Source organism: Acinetobacter sp. GD03645 (assembly GCF_029845285.1).
GTDB lineage: Bacteria > Pseudomonadota > Gammaproteobacteria > Pseudomonadales > Moraxellaceae > Acinetobacter > Acinetobacter corruptisaponis.
Genome location: NZ_JAOCLL010000017.1, coordinates 22,858 through 39,329, shown reverse-complemented (window position 1 = coordinate 39,329; position 16,472 = coordinate 22,858). Strand labels below are relative to the sequence as shown.

The 16,472-nt window shown below is 45.0% G+C and carries 18 protein-coding genes; 12 read left to right on the top strand and 6 right to left on the bottom strand.

The annotated features are described in order from the left end of the window. Positions 1-27: 27 nt before the first annotated feature. From N5J47_RS13685 to N5J47_RS13670, 4 genes are all read right to left on the bottom strand, one after another. A complete protein-coding gene (locus tag N5J47_RS13685) occupies positions 28-624 on the bottom strand; it encodes a hypothetical protein (protein WP_279960364.1) in 597 nt (198 codons plus the stop codon). An 80-nt stretch (positions 625-704) separates the two neighbouring features. Beyond that, the gene (gene znuB / locus N5J47_RS13680) at positions 705-1,508 is read right to left on the bottom strand and encodes a zinc ABC transporter permease subunit ZnuB (protein ID WP_279960363.1); all 804 of its coding nucleotides are present in this window, start codon (positions 1,506-1,508) and stop codon (positions 705-707) included. 3 nt (positions 1,509-1,511) lie between these two features. Then, positions 1,512-2,300, bottom strand: a complete 789-nt coding sequence (gene znuC / locus N5J47_RS13675; RefSeq protein WP_279960362.1) for a zinc ABC transporter ATP-binding protein ZnuC — start codon at positions 2,298-2,300, stop codon at positions 1,512-1,514. Then, on the bottom strand, positions 2,273-2,770 hold the full coding sequence (locus N5J47_RS13670; RefSeq protein WP_279960361.1) for a transcriptional repressor: 498 nt from the start codon (positions 2,768-2,770) through the stop codon (positions 2,273-2,275). Before N5J47_RS13670 ends, znuC begins: the two co-directional genes overlap by 28 nt. A gap of 225 nt (positions 2,771-2,995) precedes the next feature. On the opposite strand from N5J47_RS13670, the gene N5J47_RS13665 reads away from it, so the two are divergent. From N5J47_RS13665 to N5J47_RS13615, 11 genes are all read left to right on the top strand, one after another. Beyond that, positions 2,996-3,835: a metal ABC transporter substrate-binding protein gene (locus tag N5J47_RS13665; protein ID WP_279960360.1), complete on the top strand. Its 840-nt coding sequence runs from the start codon at positions 2,996-2,998 to the stop codon at positions 3,833-3,835. Between the two features lie 170 nt (positions 3,836-4,005). Beyond that, on the top strand, positions 4,006-4,404 hold the full coding sequence (locus tag N5J47_RS13660; RefSeq protein ID WP_010589287.1) for an ATP synthase subunit I: 399 nt from the start codon (positions 4,006-4,008) through the stop codon (positions 4,402-4,404). A 100-nt stretch (positions 4,405-4,504) separates the two neighbouring features. Continuing rightward, entirely contained in the window at positions 4,505-5,380 is an 876-nt protein-coding gene (gene atpB, locus N5J47_RS13655) for a F0F1 ATP synthase subunit A (protein WP_267981794.1), read from the top strand. A gap of 82 nt (positions 5,381-5,462) precedes the next feature. Next, positions 5,463-5,708: a F0F1 ATP synthase subunit C gene (gene atpE / locus N5J47_RS13650; protein ID WP_000424060.1), complete on the top strand. Its 246-nt coding sequence runs from the start codon at positions 5,463-5,465 to the stop codon at positions 5,706-5,708. 39 nt (positions 5,709-5,747) lie between these two features. Beyond that, entirely contained in the window at positions 5,748-6,218 is a 471-nt protein-coding gene (locus N5J47_RS13645) for a F0F1 ATP synthase subunit B (protein ID WP_267981793.1), read from the top strand. Positions 6,219-6,229: 11 nt separating this feature from the next. After that, positions 6,230-6,766 carry a F0F1 ATP synthase subunit delta gene (locus N5J47_RS13640; RefSeq protein ID WP_267981792.1) on the top strand — a complete coding sequence of 179 codons (537 nt, stop codon included), beginning with the start codon at positions 6,230-6,232 and terminating at the stop codon, positions 6,764-6,766. 42 nt (positions 6,767-6,808) lie between these two features. Further along, positions 6,809-8,353 (top strand): F0F1 ATP synthase subunit alpha, encoded by a 1,545-nt coding sequence (atpA, locus tag N5J47_RS13635; protein ID WP_004656522.1) that lies wholly within the window; start codon positions 6,809-6,811, stop codon positions 8,351-8,353. Between the two features lie 77 nt (positions 8,354-8,430). Then, the gene (gene atpG, locus N5J47_RS13630; RefSeq protein WP_004674080.1) at positions 8,431-9,300 is read left to right on the top strand and encodes a F0F1 ATP synthase subunit gamma; all 870 of its coding nucleotides are present in this window, start codon (positions 8,431-8,433) and stop codon (positions 9,298-9,300) included. A 29-nt stretch (positions 9,301-9,329) separates the two neighbouring features. After that, positions 9,330-10,724: a F0F1 ATP synthase subunit beta gene (atpD, locus tag N5J47_RS13625; RefSeq protein ID WP_267981791.1), complete on the top strand. Its 1,395-nt coding sequence runs from the start codon at positions 9,330-9,332 to the stop codon at positions 10,722-10,724. Between the two features lie 28 nt (positions 10,725-10,752). Continuing rightward, positions 10,753-11,172, top strand: a complete 420-nt coding sequence (locus N5J47_RS13620) for a F0F1 ATP synthase subunit epsilon (protein WP_267981790.1) — start codon at positions 10,753-10,755, stop codon at positions 11,170-11,172. 146 nt (positions 11,173-11,318) lie between these two features. Then, entirely contained in the window at positions 11,319-13,466 is a 2,148-nt protein-coding gene (locus tag N5J47_RS13615; RefSeq protein WP_279960359.1) for a hypothetical protein, read from the top strand. 2 nt (positions 13,467-13,468) lie between these two features. Here the strand turns inward: N5J47_RS13615 and N5J47_RS13610 are convergent, their stop codons facing one another. Then, positions 13,469-14,077 (bottom strand): hypothetical protein, encoded by a 609-nt coding sequence (locus N5J47_RS13610; protein ID WP_279960357.1) that lies wholly within the window; start codon positions 14,075-14,077, stop codon positions 13,469-13,471. A gap of 1,165 nt (positions 14,078-15,242) precedes the next feature. On the opposite strand from N5J47_RS13610, the gene N5J47_RS13605 reads away from it, so the two are divergent. Beyond that, positions 15,243-15,806 (top strand): TetR/AcrR family transcriptional regulator, encoded by a 564-nt coding sequence (locus N5J47_RS13605; RefSeq protein ID WP_279960356.1) that lies wholly within the window; start codon positions 15,243-15,245, stop codon positions 15,804-15,806. A 118-nt stretch (positions 15,807-15,924) separates the two neighbouring features. Here N5J47_RS13605 and N5J47_RS13600 read toward each other — a convergent pair whose 3' ends face one another. Further along, positions 15,925-16,470: a glutathione peroxidase gene (locus N5J47_RS13600; RefSeq protein ID WP_279960355.1), complete on the bottom strand. Its 546-nt coding sequence runs from the start codon at positions 16,468-16,470 to the stop codon at positions 15,925-15,927. Positions 16,471-16,472 lie beyond the last annotated feature (2 nt).

The window sequence follows — 16,472 nt, the reverse complement described above, 5'->3', positions numbered from 1 at the left end:
GCTGGCTACTATGATTCCCAATCACTACTATTTTGAGGTCTGGTAGCCAAATTTTGGTAAAAACCAGTGCAGGCCCGCGCTTAAAATCGCCACAGCCACCACACATGAAATCACGAAATAGGACTGCTGGATATGTTGTGGGAACAGGACATAGAATGCACTGACCCCAATGCTGTTGCATGCCAGAATCAAGACAGCACAGGCATAGTCGTGAAAACGTCGGGCATGGTTGGAGTCATTGACCCACTGTTGATCGGTATTGTAGCTCGGAATGTCGAGATGGGCATCGTGATAACGTTCCAGACTTGAGAGAAAACGCCGTAAATTGGTGATGATGCGTTCATATTTATAGTTCAGGAATGCAAAGGTGGCGGAAGCGACAGGGAAGCCGAATAAGATCCATTCAATATGGGAGTTTAGGCTGGTGGTTACATTGTGGGCTGCAATCAATGCAGCCAAAAGTCCAATAAAAAAGGTGATGAAAATCGTCAGCGCCTGCTGGCGTTGTGAGGTACGGGCATTCAGCTCATTATAGGCTGAAATATAACGGTAGTTCGCAGTGACGTATTCCTGTGCAAACTTCTCTGTCATTTTAGTCTGGAGTGTCTCTGGATGATTGGACATTCTCGTCACACCTTGGGTTTGCCTTACAGCATTATAGTTTGTACTGGGTGAGCATTTCGATGGAAAAAATTTAACCTATTTTATTGGGAATGTGAACTCAGTTTCTGTCCCATAAAAATGATGGCAAAACAAAGTGCCATACACAATACAATACTTAAACCTGTGGCAATGTTGAGCGCCGCACTTGACCATAGCCCAACTGTAACGCCAAATTGAGCCAGTATGAATGCCCAGATCACCATCTGTTTAGGTGAGTGCGCCAGCAAACGGGCACTCAGGGCAGGTATCACTAACAGTGCACCCATCAGCAGTGAACCCACGGCACGTAATGCCAGTACAGTAAACAAGGCCAGCAACAGCATGAAAATCAGGCGTTGCCAGTTGGCATTGACTCCCTCGCTCATGGCAATATCGGGGTCAATGGCAATCTGGATTTGTGCCGACCATGAGCGATAAAGCACCATAAGGGCGCTGATGATTACGATTGCAAAGATCGGTAAATCGGCCCATTCAATACTGAGCAGGTCACCAAACAGATAGCTTAACAGTTCTGGACGCAAACTCGGTACTTGCTGAATTAATAACAGGCCTGAGCAAAGTAGGGTTGCCGAACACAAGGCGAGCAGGGCATCGTTCGGTAAACGTGAGTCGTGCAAAACCCATAGAATGGCAACCAGCAAGGCTGCCAGACAGCCAACACCCAGCCAGAAAGGTAGATGCAGAATGCCTGCAACAGCGACACCAAGCAGTGTGCCATGCGCCATGGTATCTGCAAAAAAGGACATTCTACGCCATAACATTAAACAGCCCAGTGGCGCAGTTAAAAACACCAACAATGTGCCCATGATCCAAGCGGGTAATAGTAATTGTAACCATTCCATCATGGCTTAGGCCTTTGGTTCAGGATGAATGTGGGGGCGTGGATCATGGCTACAGGGTTCAGCATGATCACTATGTCCGCAGTGGTTGTGATGATGCTGGTAAAACATGCGTTGCGTACCGAAAATCGCCTGATATTCAGGATGCTGCTGAATACTTTCAGGTAAACCACTGCAACAGATATGTTTATTTAAACAGACCACACGGTGTGTACCCTGCATGACCCATTGCAGGTCATGGGAAACCATCAGCACCGCACAGCCATAACGCTCAGGTAAACTGCGCACATAGTCGTATAGCTCGGCCTCGGACTGAATGTCCAAACCCTGCATCGGTTCATCCAGCACTAGAATGTCTGGCTGGCGCAACAGGGCACGTGCCAGTAACACCCGCTGCCGTTCACCGCCTGAAAGTTGCTGGACCTTGGACTGCTGTAGTTTCAGGATACCTGTATCACGGATAATCTCTTCACGTAAATGGGCTTCGCAAACTTCCAAGTCCAACAAGTCCTGTACACGTAAAGGCAGGCTGGCAGATGGATTAAACTTTTGTGGGACGTAGGCCATTTTAAGCTTTTTGGAAAAATGAACCTTGCCTTTATTGGGTGGCATGATGCCAAGCAAGACCTTGATCAGGGTGGACTTGCCTGCACCATTCGGACCAATCAGCGTCACAATCTCTTTTGCCTGCAAGGCAAAGTCAACGTTACGCAAGATATCCCGTTCATCGCGTCGAACTGAGATATTCTCCAGTAGGATCAGCGGAGGGGTTACTGAGGCAGGCTGCACTGGTGACATTTTCCAGAAATCTCAATAATGCTGTGTTGAGCAGAAAATTGGTCAGAGGCGGCAAGTTGATCCAGTTGTTGAATCAGGCCCTGTGCCGATGCCTCCTTAACCGAGTGACATTCTGTACAAATCAGGAATGCGGCCTGATGCCCCTCACGTGGATGACAGCAGGGAATATAGGCATTAATTGAGGTCAGCCGATGGATTAAACCTTTCTCCAGCAAGAAGTCCAGGGTACGGTAAACTGTAGGTGGCGCGGCAGGGCGGTCTGCCTGTCCCTTGATTTTTGCCAGGAGGTCATAGGCACCCATTGGGGTAGAGGCATTTAAAATGAGTTCAAGCACTTCTTTACGCAAAGGGGTCAGGCGAGCGCCCGCCGCAGTACATAAAATCTCTGCTTCGGCAAGTCGCGCCTTAATATCGTGATGACCGTGAACACCGTGTAAAGCATTGTCATGTTCGTGTGAACAAGAACTCATAAATTGACCTCATTGTTTTTGTAGGGCCTATTGATATTTCGACTATATATAACCTGTGTCGCAGGTGTACCAACAGACGCACTATCATATCATGCAATTCATCTATAACGATCTATATTAAATGGACTGGGTAATAGATAGTGTGATGAATCCTGAAAATAGACATAGGCATTTTTTAACTTTTGTTATATTATAACATGCTTCGCTTTCTTGAGTAATCCTGTGATGTTGCGCCTTTCTTTTCTGGTCTTGTTGTCAATGTTGAGCACATGGGGCTGGACACAAAGTTTAGTGGTTTCAACACATCCCATTTACCTGATTGCAAAAGAAGTCACCGATGGTGTGGAAGAACCAGTACTGTTGCTGGGTGACCAGACAGGCCATGATGTACAGCTTACCCCAGCCCATCGCAAGGCGATTCAGGATGCCTCATTGGTGTTATGGCTCGGTAAAGTGCATGAAGCGCCTTTGGAGAAGCTACTCAATCAAAACCGCAAGGCGATTGCACTGCTTGATTCAGGAATCCTGACCACCTTGCCACAACGCAACTTACGTGGTACTGCACTGGCAAATACAGTGGACAGTCATGTATGGCTAGATCCCAACAATGCTGTACGTATCGCTTTCTTTATTGCGACCCTGCGTTCACAGCAATATCCAGAAAACAAGGCGAAATATCTGGCCAATGCCAAGGACTTTGCCCAGCAGATGCTACAGGCATCCCAGCAATATGAAAGTTCGAGTAAATCCAAACCCTACTGGTCTTATCATGATGCCTATCAGTATCTGGAGCGGGCGCTGAACCTGAAGTTTGCAGGGGCATTAACCGATGATCCGCATATTGCACCGACTGCTGCCCAGATTAAATATCTCATGGACAATCGGCCTAAAGCACAAATGTGCCTATTGGCTGAAACATCTGCCAGCAGCAGCCAGTATCAAAAATTGAACCCAGTGGTTTTCCAGCCCGTGGATGAAAGCATGCGTGGTGAGGACAATTTTGTAACAGCGTGGAAAAAATTGGCTTCAAAAACCGATAAATGCGTATTAAGTACACAAAATTGATGAAAAAAATAAAAACCAATTGACTCTATCGTCAAAAAATGGGCTAACGAAAAAAACAGACTTAAGTCGAGAAAAGATTGCATGTTCAGGGGTGTAACTCTATAATGCCTGCGATTCAAAACAATCATGATTAAAACTTGTCAAGCAGTTATGCTGTAAGTGGGTAAAAAATGAGCCGAACTAGTCGCTTGATTGACCGACGATTAGCAAAAGCTTTGGTCTTCTTACAGGCGTGCATGATTCCTGTGGCAGCGTTGCTGGCATGGTTGATAAAAGACACCACTGCCGCCCTGAGTGCTGCGCTTGGGGCACTGGTTTGTTGGTTGGCGCATTGTTATTTTGCCTGGCAGTCGTTTAGGACAGCTGGGGCAAGGGCGTCAAGACAGGTCATGCTGAATATGTATCGGGGAATGCTCGGTAAGTTTGCGATTGTGATTGTGGGTTTTATTTTAATTTTGAGCAATGTCAAACCGTTGTCAGCGGTGGCATTGTTTTGTGGATTTATCCTCGTTCAGGCTATGTCGTGGGTTGCACCATTCTGGGTGTCACGTCTCCAGCAACGAGAATGAAACACATTTTTGAGATTTTTGGAAGAGGGTACGAGATTTTTGCAGTTCGCAGGATTCGTTCCGCTTCTTTTTAATGATTGACATTGACCAGGTGTGATTTATGGCTGCTGAAGAACATGCCCTGACTTCGACCGAGTATATCAAGCATCACTTGACCAATATGACCTATGGCAAAATGCCTGACGGTACATGGAAATTGGCTGAGACTGCTGAAGAAGCTCAATCGATGGGGTTCACTGCAATTCACTTGGATTCAATGGGTTGGTCTATCGGACTTGGTGTTATTTTCTGTTTGTTGTTCTGGACAGTTGCGAAAGCTGCAAATGCAGGTGTTCCAACCAGATTCCAGTCAGCAATTGAAATGATCATCGAGTTTGTGGACTCAAGTGTTCGTGATACTTTCCACGGCAAATCACGTTTAATTGCCCCATTATCATTGACCATTTTCGTGTGGATTTTCCTCATGAACGCAATGGACTTGATTCCTGTTGACTGGATTCCTTATCTAGCTCAACAGATTGGTGCAGGTGTGTTTGGCATGGACCCTCACCACGTTTATTTCAAGGTTGTCCCATCTACTGACCCGAACATTACCCTAGGTATGTCCCTGTCTGTATTTGTATTGATCTTGTTCTACAGTATCCGTGAAAAGGGTATTGGTGGATTCGTTGGCGAGTTGGCACTTAACCCATTTAACCCAAGTAACCCAGTTGCAAAAGCGTTATTGATTCCAGTGAACTTGATTTTGGAATTAGTAACTTTCCTTGCTCGTCCAGTTTCGTTGGCTCTACGACTGTTCGGTAACATGTATGCGGGTGAGTTGATCTTCATCTTGATCGCATTGTTGCCGTTCTGGATCCAGTGGGCGTTATCTGTGCCTTGGGCTATCTTCCACATTCTTGTAATCACGCTGCAAGCATTTATCTTTATGATGCTGACCATCGTTTACTTGAGCATGGCAAGCGAAAAGCATTAATGGTATTGCCTGACTGTCACCTGACGGTTGGGCTTAAATTTTAGTTTAATTTGGTAATAACCTAACCTCTGAGGAATTTTTCATGGAACTCACTTTAGGTCTAGTTGCAATTGCATCTGCTATCTTGATCGCTTTCGGTGCTTTAGGTACTGCGATTGGTTTTGGTCTTTTGGGCGGTCGCTTCCTGGAAGCTGTTGCTCGTCAACCAGAATTGGCTCCACAACTTCAAACTCGTATGTTCTTAATCGCGGGTCTTCTTGATGCTGTGCCTATGATCGGTGTTGGTATTGGCTTGTTCTTCATCTTCGCTAATCCATTTGTAGGTTAATAGCTTAATTCCTAAATCCACATATTGAGGAATAGCGAAATGAATATCAACCTCACATTGATTGGCCAGGCAATTGCATTTGCGATGTTCGTCGCATTCTGCATGAAGTTTGTTTGGCCACCACTAATCAATGCGATTAGTGAGCGTCAGCGTAAAATTGCTGATGGCTTAAACGCTGCTGAGAAAGCCAAGGCTGACCTTGCCGATGCGCAAGCACAGGTTAAGGCGGAACTGGATGCGGCGAAAGCACAAGCGGCTCAATTGATCGAACAAGCGAACCGTCGTGCAGCACAATTGGTAGAAGAAGCGCGTACCCAGGCATCTGCTGAAGGTGAACGTATCCGTCAACAGGCGAAAGAAACTGTTGATCAGGACATCAATGCTGCTCGCGAAGAATTACGTCAACAAGTTGCTGCTTTGGCAGTTGCTGGCGCAGAAAAAATTCTGAACCAACAAGTTGACGCAGAAGCTCATAATGCCATGCTGAATCAGCTGGCTGCTAAACTTTAAGCGAGGCGAATATGGCTGAACTCTTGACGTTAGCACGCCCGTACGCCAAAGCAGCATTTGCTTATGCATCTGAGCAGAATGCAACTGACGCTTGGTCAAATGCGTTACAACTGCTCAGTGCTGCGGTGCAAGACGAAGCATTTTCCGCTTATTTAAATCGCCCTGAGCTGACTCCTGCGGAACAAGTAGGTCTTTTTGCAAAGGTTTTAGGTGAGGATCAGTCTCAATCGGTGTCTAATTTCTTGACATTGCTTGCAGACAACGATCGTTTGGTTTTATTGCCTGAAATCGCAGCAGAATACGAATTACTTAAATCGCAGAACAACAACACATTGGAAGTGGAGATTGAATCTGCTTTTCCAATTGATGCGAAACAAGAGCATATTTTGGCTCATGCGCTTGAAAAACGTTTTAACAGAACCGTTCATGTGACTGTTAGCGTTAATCCAGCGTTGATCGCAGGTGTTGTGATTCGTGCAGGCGACCAAGTGATAGATGACTCTGCGCTTAACAAGCTTGAAAAAATGCGGACTCGTCTTCTTGCCTAACAGCAAAAAGACTGAACTTAAAAAAGATTGAGGAATAGCGCAATGCAACAACTGAATCCATCCGAGATCAGTGCGCTCATTAAACAGCGTATCGGCGATCTGGACACCAGCGCGACCGCTAAGAATGAAGGTACCATCGTCATGGTATCTGACGGTATCGTGCGTATTCACGGTCTTGCGGATGCAATGTACGGTGAAATGATCGAATTCGACGGCGGCTTATTTGGTATGGCACTGAACCTAGAACAGGATTCAGTGGGTGCCGTTGTTTTAGGTAACTACCTAAGCCTGCAAGAAGGTCAAAAAGCTCGCTGTACTGGTCGCGTATTAGAAGTTCCAGTTGGTCCTGAACTTCTTGGCCGTGTCGTAGACGCTTTGGGTAACCCAATTGATGGCAAAGGCCCAATTGATGCAAAACTGACTGATGCTGTTGAAAAAGTGGCACCAGGTGTAATTTGGCGTCAATCTGTCGACGAACCTGTTCAAACTGGTTATAAATCAGTTGATACCATGATCCCTGTAGGTCGTGGTCAGCGTGAGTTGATTATTGGTGACCGTCAAACTGGTAAAACAGCAATGGCGATCGATGCGATCATCGCTCAGAAAAACTCTGGCATTAAATGTGTATACGTTGCGATTGGTCAAAAACAATCAACAATTGCAAACGTGGTTCGCAAGCTGGAAGAAACTGGCGCTATGGCGTATACAACTGTTGTCGCAGCTGCGGCCGCTGATCCTGCAGCAATGCAGTATTTGGCTCCGTACTCTGGCTGTACAATGGGTGAATACTTCCGTGACCGCGGTGAAGATGCGTTAATCATTTATGATGATTTGTCTAAGCAAGCTGTTGCTTACCGTCAAATTTCATTATTGTTACGTCGTCCACCAGGTCGTGAAGCGTATCCAGGTGACGTATTCTATCTTCACTCACGTCTTCTTGAGCGTGCTTCGCGCGTTTCAGCTGATTATGTTGAGAAATTCACGAACGGTGCAGTAACTGGTCAAACTGGTTCTTTAACTGCGTTACCGATCATTGAAACTCAAGCGGGTGACGTATCTGCATTCGTACCAACCAACGTAATTTCGATTACTGACGGTCAGATCTTCCTGGAAACATCATTATTCAACGCAGGTATTCGTCCTGCTGTGAACGCGGGTATCTCTGTATCCCGTGTTGGTGGTTCAGCTCAGACCAAGATCATCAAAAAATTGTCTGGTGGTATCCGTACCGCTTTAGCGCAATACCGTGAATTGGCTGCGTTTGCTCAGTTTGCTTCTGACCTTGATGAAGCAACCCGTAAGCAACTTGAGCATGGTCAACGTGTAACTGAGTTAATGAAGCAAAAACAATATGCTCCATACTCAATTGCTGACCAGGCTGTTTCTGTATATGCATCTAACGAAGGCTACATGGCTGATGTTGAAGTGAAGAAGATCGTAGACTTTGATGCTGCGTTAATCTCTTACTTCCGTTCTGAACATGCTGCGTTGATGCAACAGATCGATGAAACTGGTGATTACAACAAAGACATCGAAGCAGCGTTCAAAGCAGGTATTGAGAGCTTCAAAGCGACTCAAACTTACTAAGTTAAGCTTTAGTTAAGTTTGGTTCACGGATCAACCTTCGGAAGCTCGAAAGGGCTTTCGAATACTAGGTTAAGCGTATGGCAAATTTAAAAGAAATTCGCGCCAAAGTAGCTAGTATCAAGAGCACGCAAAAGATTACTCGCGCGATGCAAATGGTAGCTGCTTCTAAAATGCGTCGTGCGCAAGAGCGCATGGCTCAGGGCCGTCCGTATGCCGATAATATGCGCCGTGTAATTGCTCACCTGGTACAAGCGAACCCTGAATACAAACACCGTTATATGGTTGACCGCCCAGTTAAGCGCGTTGGCTATATCGTGGTGTCTTCAGATCGTGGCTTGGCAGGTGGCTTGAACATTAACTTGTTCAAGAAAGTTGTGCAGCATGTCAAAGCACAGCAACAGCAGTCAATTGAAGTTGAATTTGCTTTGATTGGTCAAAAAGCGGTTTCGTTTTTTAAGAATTACGGCGGTAAGGTGCTCGGTGCAACCACCCAACTTGGCGATGCGCCGAGTCTGGAACAGTTGACTGGCTCAGTACAGGTGATGCTTGACGCATTTGACAAGGGCGAGCTGGATCGTATCTACCTCGTGTCAAATGGTTTCGTCAATGCGATGACCCAGCAGCCTAAAGTGGAACAACTTGTTCCTTTGGCACCAGCACAAGCAGGCGATGATCTCAACCGTACTTATGGTTGGGACTATATCTACGAACCAGAAGCAGAAGTATTGTTGAATGGTTTGTTGGTTCGCTATATCGAGTCTATGGTTTATCAAGGTGTGATTGAAAACGTTGCATGTGAGCAGTCAGCTCGTATGGTCGCGATGAAAGCGGCGACAGACAACGCAGGACAATTGATTAAAGACCTACAGCTCATTTACAACAAGCTGCGTCAAGCCGCGATTACTCAGGAAATTTCCGAGATCGTTGGCGGTGCCGCTGCCGTTTAACATTATTAGTTTGAATTGAGGAGACAGCAATGAGTAGCGGTCGTATCATTCAGATCATCGGCGCGGTTATCGACGTCGAGTTTGAGCGCAATAGCGTTCCTAAGATCTATGACGCTCTCCAAGTTGACGGTACTGAAACTACACTAGAAGTTCAGCAACAGCTTGGCGATGGTGTTGTTCGTACCATCGCAATGGGTTCTACAGAAGGTCTTAAACGTGGTCTTAATGTAACCAGTACAAATGCACCGATTTCTGTTCCAGTTGGCCCAGCTACGCTTGGCCGTATCATGGACGTTTTAGGTCGCCCGATTGATGAAGCAGGTCCTGTAGCGACTGAAACGCGTTTGCCAATTCACCGTCAAGCGCCTTCTTATGCTGAACAAGCAGCTTCTACCGACCTTTTGGAAACTGGTATTAAAGTCATCGACTTGCTTTGCCCGTTCGCTAAAGGTGGTAAAGTTGGTCTGTTCGGTGGTGCGGGTGTTGGTAAAACCGTTAACATGATGGAGTTGATCAACAACATCGCGAAAGCTCACTCAGGTTTATCTGTGTTTGCTGGTGTTGGTGAGCGTACTCGTGAAGGTAACGACTTCTATCACGAAATGAAAGATTCTAACGTTCTTGACAAAGTAGCAATGGTCTACGGTCAGATGAACGAGCCACCTGGTAACCGTTTACGCGTAGCGTTGACTGGCTTGACCATGGCTGAATACTTCCGTGATGAAAAAGACGAAAATGGTAAAGGTCGTGACGTATTATTATTCGTCGACAACATCTACCGTTATACACTTGCAGGTACTGAAGTATCAGCATTGTTAGGTCGTATGCCATCTGCGGTAGGTTACCAGCCGACACTTGCAGAGGAAATGGGTGTTCTTCAAGAGCGTATTACATCTACTAAATCTGGTTCGATCACTTCGATCCAGGCGGTATATGTACCTGCCGATGACTTGACTGACCCATCACCTGCAACAACGTTTGCCCACTTGGACGCAACTGTTGTATTGAGCCGTGACATCGCATCTTCTGGTATTTATCCAGCGATTGATCCACTTGACTCAACTTCACGTCAGCTAGACCCATTGGTTGTTGGTCAAGAGCACTATGAAATTGCACGTTCTGTACAGAACGTATTGCAACGTTATAAAGAGCTTAAAGACATCATCGCAATTTTGGGTATGGATGAATTGGCTGAAGAAGATAAACTGGTTGTTTACCGTGCACGTAAAATCCAGCGTTTCTTCTCTCAACCGTTCCACGTAGCTGAAGTGTTTACTGGCGCGCCTGGTAAACTAGTACCACTTAAAGAAACGATTCGTGGCTTTAAAGGTCTATTAGCTGGTGAATACGACCACATCCCAGAACAAGCGTTCTATATGGTTGGTGGTATTGACGAAGTGATTGCTAAAGCCGAGAAACTTTAATTAGCAACTCTAATTTAAGGAGATTCTCATGGCGACTATGCAATGTGATGTTGTAAGTGTTAAAGAGTCGATTTACTCTGGACAAGTTACGATGTTGATCGCAAAAGGTGCGGGTGGTGAGCTTGGTATTTTGCCAGGACATGCGCCACTTGTAACCTTGCTCCAACCAGGACCAATCCGTGTTCAGTTGGAAAATGGTACAGAAGAAATTGTTTATGTATCAGGCGGTGTGTTGGAAGTTCAGCCTCATGTTGTGACCGTGCTTGCAGATACTGCAATCCGCGCTGACAACCTGGATGAAGTAGCAATTATGGAAGCTCGTAAACAAGCTGAACAATTGCTGGCAAACCAAAAGAGTGATCTGGACTCAGCGGCTGCACTGGCATCTCTATCAGAGATTTCAGGTCAGCTTGAAACCATCCGTAAGATGAAAAACCGTGCATTGTAATTTGCTGGTTTGACATTGAGAAAGCCACCGTAAGGTGGCTTTTTTATTGTTTGAAAACATACTAAGATGGATGTTTAGAAATTATTTAAAGACAATTTAAATTCTAGATAACCAGTAAATTTGATAAGAAATTGATTAGGAAAAGTATGTTAGCAAGCAATGTCTTAAAGTTGCGTTTGGATCGCATTGAACAGCAAGGACATCATTTATCCGCCAAAGATCAATTGAAGCTTGTAACACTTGAGCAGCCTGAGCTCACCGCTGGTTTATACACGCATCTATTCCACATTGCCCTGCCTAAAAGCTGGGATTTTCCGCACAACACGGCTGAAGAAATCAATTGCTCCCTGCGCCTGATCAAGTTGATCAATCAGGTGTTTATTCCTGCCTATTTACAACATGCCCATCGTTATGCCTGGTTTGAACAGGGCCTTGCCTTTAGTTTGCAGTATGCGGATGAGCAATATAATGCTCAGGTTCTGGATGGGCTGTTGTCACATCTGGCAAAGTGTAAGGATAGTCCCCTAAAACTGAGCATCCTGAAACAGTTGCATGATGAATATGACGACATCAAGATAAAACTTGCGCTGGCTAAGCTGTATCAACATTTTGAAGAATGGTCGGTTGCCATTGAAATGTATCAGGCTTTATTCGCGCAACAGTCGTTACAACCTGAGCATGTGTATTATGATTTTATTGAATGCCTGTTAAATCGAAATGGTTACCTGAATGAGCAGGGTAATAGTGATGTGGTTGAGGCATTGCAACGTTTAGGGCAGTTGGATCATATCCAGCAACAGGCAAGGTATGAACAGCTTACCAGCCGTACAGTTGCCTTAATGTTGCCTGAGACATTACAGACAAACTTCACTGATTCAACCCAGCCCTTGTTGGACATACAGCAAAAACTAAAGTTTGTTGGGTATTCCCTGAATCACTGGCTGGCAGCCAGCGAATTTATCATTCCTTATTACAAGCATGTGATCGAGTCTGCTCCAAAATTATTAAATAACCACGATGTGGTGATGCATCTGGATCGGCATAAGGCGGCTAATACAGCTTTACAGCGTATCCTGACAGGGCGTGAGCTAAAACTGGTAAGTGGGGTGAATGCTGCCAATTACAGTCTGGGCTTTATCTGGAATTATTTACAGATCAATCCCTTGGTGCTGGATGCACTGGTTGCGGCATCAAAGGGAAATCCAGATGCATTCTATAACCTAAAACAGATCCCCGCGCCTGATTATGATCATGAGGCAGCCTTGTCGCGTGTTTCGTCCTATCTTGCCAAACAGCAGGTGGCCTACAACCTGAGTCAGCAGGGACACACCATTGAGTTTGCGGAACATTCACATTTGGCAGGTTTTGACCTGATTGTGGATGGCACGCCGATGCAGGTGAAATGCACGATGGATGTGGAGGCAATTGAGAAGTTCGCACAAAACCATCCGCATATTGCCATTGTGGTCAATATTGAGCTGGCACATCTACAGGAAAAGTATCCCTCGGTTTTTGCCGATCTGGCGCTGAGTTATGAATCGGTACAAAGAACCGCCCAAGCCAGCCTACAACATTTGGCAGGCATGGATGATTTCCTGCCCATTCCTCTGATGAATACTGGATTTGCGGTTTATCGCAATTTTGGTTCATCCCAAAGCAAGGCAATATCCCGTCCTTATTTGCAGTATAAGCCGTCTGGTTCAGTCATGAAGAATAGTCTGGCAATTGGTGCGGCGATTGGTGGAATTGTTTCGGGTTCAATCGGGGCTTTTGTGGTGGGTGGACTGGCAGTGTATCGTACATGGCGAGTCCAGAAGATCGAGCAGCGTAAGCCAGCCCAGGAAAAACAGCAGTTGTTACTGCAATGTCAGCAGGTCATGGAGCTGTTGATTGATTTTGCGGAGTGGTTTAGCCAGAACCTGTTAAAGTACCGTGTTGATTTATATGCCTATCAGCTTAGGCAGATTGAAATGAAGTTGATGGGAGAAATCCCAGAAGCAGCGATTTCCACCACCTTGTTTGCCTATAAGTTTGAAGCACATCAACGGGCAATGAAGCTTTATGAATGGATGCAAAAGCAGCTTAGCCATGACAATCCAAAGCAAAGGGTACAGGCAGGATGGGTGGCCTTGGCACAGTCAAACCAGTTTATGTCGATTGAACTCAAACAGCGTGTGACCCAGTTGAATATTGAGCTGGAAAAATATAAGCAGATGACCCAACATGGCTTACAGCTATCCAATCTGGGCAAACAGGCGGGTCATCATTTTAAACCCGCCTATCCAGTGCAATAGCTCTAGGTGTTTGTGTTGTCAGAACTGGCTTGCTTGCCCAGAACCAGCGTTGCGAGTTTGACCATATCCATTTGAATGGTGTTGAACTGCTTTTCAATTTTTGCAAAGTCTAGCTGGGCAATGTCCAGTTGACCATGTAGCAAGGGCATGCTTAGAAGTTGCTGGTTGGCCGTCAGTAGACTCTGGCGAATCTGGTCAACCTCATTACTTTTCAGGTTCAGTGAAAGTAAAGTGTCATGCAGTCCGTGTAATTCCTGTTTAAGCTCACCTGTGGTATTTTGCAGTTGCTGAACATTTTGATCCTGAATCGCCTGTTCAAGGCTGCTTTGTGACTGTTTTAACAAGGCCACATAATCATCGGTCTCAAGCTGCAACTTTGCAATATCGCGTGCGATGTTGAGCATATTGCCACGACTCAGGTTTTGGGTGTCCTGCGCCTTGATCATTTCGGTGCTGTTATCCTGATTCGCTGTTGTAGCAGGCTGTTCAAATTCAGATTCTTGTTCCACCTGCTCATTGTCATGGGGAACTTGATCACAGCCTGTCAGTGTAAATGCAGCAGCAAGTGTCACGGCTGAAAGGATGGCTTTGATCGACTGGTTTTCCATCATGGCTGAACTGCACCAAAATATGTGAAGAATGTCACTATAATGAAAAAATATGAATAAAAAAGTGATTTTTGTAATTCATTAAGATTGCTTATGTAAAGAAGAGCGCTATTGAGGTTATAGGCTCAAAATTTCTCTTTTTAGTTAAATACTTAAACTTGTATCTGAATTCAGTAAGAAATATGCTATTTATAAATGTCATCCGCAATTGTTTGAGACAGGGCTCTGTTTATATATTTATATAAACATTTTACCTTGCTCTCGTAACGGTAGAACGGAAGAGAGACACTTTCGGGTGTACTGGAATTGGAAACGGTCTGTCAACTCTCTTTCGTTTTGCCACCATATTTAAAAGCTAACCTGAGTTCGGATTTCTTTAACCTATCGAGAAATAATTATCTGGGCAGAGTCTTGCCGAGTTCTCATCCAATTTCAGGATATGTCTTCGACGACCTACTTTTCTTTCGGGAAAAGTAGGCAAAACCATTGTCATCCGCAAAACTCGTTGACTACCACCAACTCATTTAATAAATCGCAGAAACAGCACTTTATTAATGAAGTCCTGCCTCAAACAGTTGCGGATGACGTTTCCGAGTATCATATTTCATCGAAGATTTTATATTGAACTTAGGTTAAAGCTAACAAATTTAATAGCTTGTCATTCCCTTGCATTGACACCCGCCAACTCACAGATTATTCTTAAAACGCTGACCCACATGGTCAGTCGGTTTTGACCGACCGAGTAGTAAGACCGCATCAGAGCTATTCTTTCTGAGGAATAGTTTTATGTGTAAGCTTCTCGTCTCCTCCCGTAGCGGTAGGACGGGAGTGGGACACCTTCGGGTGTGCTGGTGTCTTACCCAGTCGGTCAACCCACTCTCGTTCTGCCACCATAATTCTTAATGAGTGCATTGGCAGAATTCCGAATTTTAGGAGTTGGCTATGTATTTCATTCTTATACCTCCAGATTAGTCTTTCGCATGGTTTGATCGCCTTTGGGTGTTCAGGCATTAGTTCGTTGCGACTAAAAACAAATCAACAATAAAACTTGAGATGCGACAGGGCAGTCTTTTAGGGCCTCTGCATGCCTTTTTTTCGTCCACCATAAGGGCAATGGCATTTTTATCTCATTTAAATACAACAAAAAAGATGAGTGGATGGTATCTATATGTCAAATTTAAAAATTTCTCCAAAAGCATTACAGGCGGTGTATACCTCCATCCAGCTATTTGATACCTATGGATTTCATAAGGCAGGCATCGACTTTATTTTGCAAGAAACCAAAATCGCCAAAATGACGTTTTATAATAATTTTCAGTCTAAAGAACGATTTATTGAAATATGTATGACTGTACAAAAAGAGCGGCTTAAACAAGAGGTGCGGGCAATTATGTATTCATGCCAGCACCTCACGGCAGCCGATAAACTCAGGGAAATTTATCTCTTACATGCAGACCTGAATAGCCCTTATCATCTTCTGTTTAAAGCCATTTTTGAAATTGAACAGCTTTATCCTCATGCCTATCAAGTGGTGCTTGAATATCGGGAATGGCTGGTGCAGGAAATTCTGGAGTTGTTGTCGGGTATGGAAATTCGCCTGTTAAAACCTGATGTTGATCTATTTTTATTTATGATTGATGGGGCAATGGTTCAGCTTTTGTGTGGGTTTGGAGTGCCTGTTTTGCCCCTGTATTGTGATAGTCCGTCGCTATTCCAAAGACTAAACCAATGATTGCCGTATGTGATGACCAATTTTTAAATGGTATCCAAATCTAACGGCAGCTTCATGGCTTAGCCAGTCGCTGATGTCCTCGCCCTGATCGGCGAGGCTTTACGCTTTAATAGTAAAATTATTTGGCTAACTCAGCTTCAATCGCACTGACAATACGTTCATCATCGGCAGTGATGTCTGGTGCAAAACGTGCAACGATTTCGCCATTTTTATTAACGAGGAATTTTTCAAAGTTCCACAACACTTCAGGCGGGTTGTTTGGGGTTAAACCATAGTCCACAAGGTCTTTCCACCAAGGACCCTCACCCGTACGTTCAGGAATCGCCTGAGTCAGTGTCTGGTAAAGTGGGTGCTTGTCATCACCTGCAACAGAGATTTTGGCAAAAAGTGGGAAATGCACGTCATAGTTGAGAGAGCAGAATTGTTCAATCTCATCGTTTGTGCCTGGCTCTTGCTCTAAGAAGTTATTGGCAGGGAAACCTAAAATTTCCAGACCCTGATCTTTTTTGGCCTGATAAAGTTTTTCCAAACCCTCATATTGTGGTGTCAAACCACATTTTGACGCAACGTTGACGATCAATAGGACTTTACCCTGATATTGATCAAGGTCAACCTCCTGACCCTTAATGTCCTTAACTGGAATGTGGTAAACCGATTGGCTCATGT

Coding starts and splice junctions, on each gene's coding strand:
- N5J47_RS13685 (WP_279960364.1), bottom strand. CDS start 624: ATGTCCAATCATCCAGAGACACTCCAGACTAAAATGACAGAGAAGTTT.
- znuB (WP_279960363.1), bottom strand. CDS start 1,508: ATGATGGAATGGTTACAATTACTATTACCCGCTTGGATCATGGGCACA.
- znuC (WP_279960362.1), bottom strand. CDS start 2,300: ATGTCACCAGTGCAGCCTGCCTCAGTAACCCCTCCGCTGATCCTACTG.
- N5J47_RS13670 (WP_279960361.1), bottom strand. CDS start 2,770: ATGAGTTCTTGTTCACACGAACATGACAATGCTTTACACGGTGTTCAC.
- N5J47_RS13665 (WP_279960360.1), top strand. CDS start 2,996: ATGTTGCGCCTTTCTTTTCTGGTCTTGTTGTCAATGTTGAGCACATGG.
- N5J47_RS13660 (WP_010589287.1), top strand. CDS start 4,006: ATGAGCCGAACTAGTCGCTTGATTGACCGACGATTAGCAAAAGCTTTG.
- atpB (WP_267981794.1), top strand. CDS start 4,505: ATGGCTGCTGAAGAACATGCCCTGACTTCGACCGAGTATATCAAGCAT.
- atpE (WP_000424060.1), top strand. CDS start 5,463: ATGGAACTCACTTTAGGTCTAGTTGCAATTGCATCTGCTATCTTGATC.
- N5J47_RS13645 (WP_267981793.1), top strand. CDS start 5,748: ATGAATATCAACCTCACATTGATTGGCCAGGCAATTGCATTTGCGATG.
- N5J47_RS13640 (WP_267981792.1), top strand. CDS start 6,230: ATGGCTGAACTCTTGACGTTAGCACGCCCGTACGCCAAAGCAGCATTT.
- atpA (WP_004656522.1), top strand. CDS start 6,809: ATGCAACAACTGAATCCATCCGAGATCAGTGCGCTCATTAAACAGCGT.
- atpG (WP_004674080.1), top strand. CDS start 8,431: ATGGCAAATTTAAAAGAAATTCGCGCCAAAGTAGCTAGTATCAAGAGC.
- atpD (WP_267981791.1), top strand. CDS start 9,330: ATGAGTAGCGGTCGTATCATTCAGATCATCGGCGCGGTTATCGACGTC.
- N5J47_RS13620 (WP_267981790.1), top strand. CDS start 10,753: ATGGCGACTATGCAATGTGATGTTGTAAGTGTTAAAGAGTCGATTTAC.
- N5J47_RS13615 (WP_279960359.1), top strand. CDS start 11,319: ATGTTAGCAAGCAATGTCTTAAAGTTGCGTTTGGATCGCATTGAACAG.
- N5J47_RS13610 (WP_279960357.1), bottom strand. CDS start 14,077: ATGATGGAAAACCAGTCGATCAAAGCCATCCTTTCAGCCGTGACACTT.
- N5J47_RS13605 (WP_279960356.1), top strand. CDS start 15,243: ATGTCAAATTTAAAAATTTCTCCAAAAGCATTACAGGCGGTGTATACC.
- N5J47_RS13600 (WP_279960355.1), bottom strand. CDS start 16,470: ATGAGCCAATCGGTTTACCACATTCCAGTTAAGGACATTAAGGGTCAG.